1 protein-coding gene is annotated in these 452 nt (G+C 38.5%); it reads right to left on the bottom strand.

Annotated features, from left to right (window positions below):
• Window positions 1-452 (bottom strand): DUF2931 family protein (locus tag HMPREF9075_RS13660; RefSeq protein ID WP_009414730.1); only part of this gene is annotated, 452 nt, incomplete at both ends.

Genomic DNA, 452 nt, shown 5'->3' with positions numbered 1-452 from the left:
TATAATATTCATCGGCTTCTTTTCGGGTTACAAAGTGAATGTTTTTTGTTTTTTTGGCTTGGTAACGCCCTACCTCTACAACCCTATCATAGTTGTGTAACCAAACAAAAACTACTCCACCAGGGGCTAAACCAACGGAAATATTGTACTCCTCTATTTCAGGGGCAGTATTATCCTCCCTCATTGAGGCTTTGTAGACCTTCTCCTCTAAGAATTGAGCTATCTTCAGAGAATCTAAAGGCTGGTCTTCTAAGAGATATTGGCATTTTTCTACATACGAAAGCCAAGAAACATCTAAGTGAGTAGGAACCCCTTTAGCTTCACCTTCTTCGGCATTTTTAAAAAGACCTGGCGCTCCATCTCTTATTGAAAAAAGAGGAAAAGGGCAATCGTTTTCAAATATAAAACTTGTACTCGATCCAAATTTACTAGCTCCATCTTTTCCATATACT

Source organism: Capnocytophaga sp. oral taxon 332 str. F0381, from assembly GCF_000318275.2.
Taxonomy (GTDB): Bacteria; Bacteroidota; Bacteroidia; order Flavobacteriales; family Flavobacteriaceae; genus Capnocytophaga; species Capnocytophaga bilenii.
This window is presented reverse-complemented; position numbering and strand designations above follow the sequence as displayed.